Source organism: Roseomonas sp. HF4 (assembly GCF_005222755.1).
Classification (GTDB): Bacteria; Pseudomonadota; Alphaproteobacteria; order Acetobacterales; family Acetobacteraceae; genus Neoroseomonas.
The window spans coordinates 1-704 of the sequence record NZ_STGD01000052.1 but is presented as its reverse complement, the minus strand read 5'-3'; the positions used below and the strand labels follow the sequence as shown (position 1 = coordinate 704).

1 protein-coding gene is annotated in these 704 nt (G+C 66.8%); it reads right to left on the bottom strand.

Annotation, left to right across the window (positions count from 1 at the left end; translation table 11 throughout):
• Positions 1-317 precede the first annotated feature (317 nt).
• On the bottom strand, positions 318-704 hold a 387-nt coding region (locus tag E8M80_RS25645; protein ID WP_170979659.1), incomplete at its 5' end, for an ATP-binding protein.

Here is a 704-nt window from a genome sequence, read left to right as displayed (position 1 = left end):
CGAGGCCGTGTATCCGATGGCCTACGAGACCTTCGAGGACGTCACCGCAGATCTCCCGCGGTTCATCGAGAATGTCTAGAATTGCAAGCGGCTGCACTCGGCTCTCGGCTACCTCAGCCTCGTGCAGTTCGAGGAGCAACAGGCCCGGCGCCCTGTCAAAGCTGCAGCCTGACCCATGTCCGGCCCCAGGGGCCCACTCCAGATCGGCGTGCAAAAGGGACCCCCTTTTGGTGTCATGGATGCGCCCGGGTTGGCTGGTGCGGAGCCGTAGGCGCAGCGGCGGGCAACCCGGGCGCATCAGCGCCGTCGGTGAGGGATCAGGCGCGGTTCTTGAACCGCCAGCTGTCGTTGCCGGTCTCGACGATGTCGCAGTGATGCGTCAGGCGATCCAGCAGCGCGGTCGTCATCTTGGCGTCGCCGAACACGCTCGGCCATTCGCCAAAGGCCAGGTTCGTCGTCACCAGGATCGAGGTCTGCTCGTACAGCCGGCTGACCAGGTGGAACAGCAGCTGCCCGCCCGATTGCGCGAATGGCAGGTAGCCGAGCTCGTCGAGCACCACGAGATCGACGCGGCAGAGATGGTCGGCTAGCCGTCCCTGGCGCCCCGCACGCGCCTCCGCCTCGAGCCGGTTCACCAGGTCCACCACGGTGTAGAACCGCCCGCGCGCGCCATCACGGATGCACGCCCGCGCAATGGCGATCGC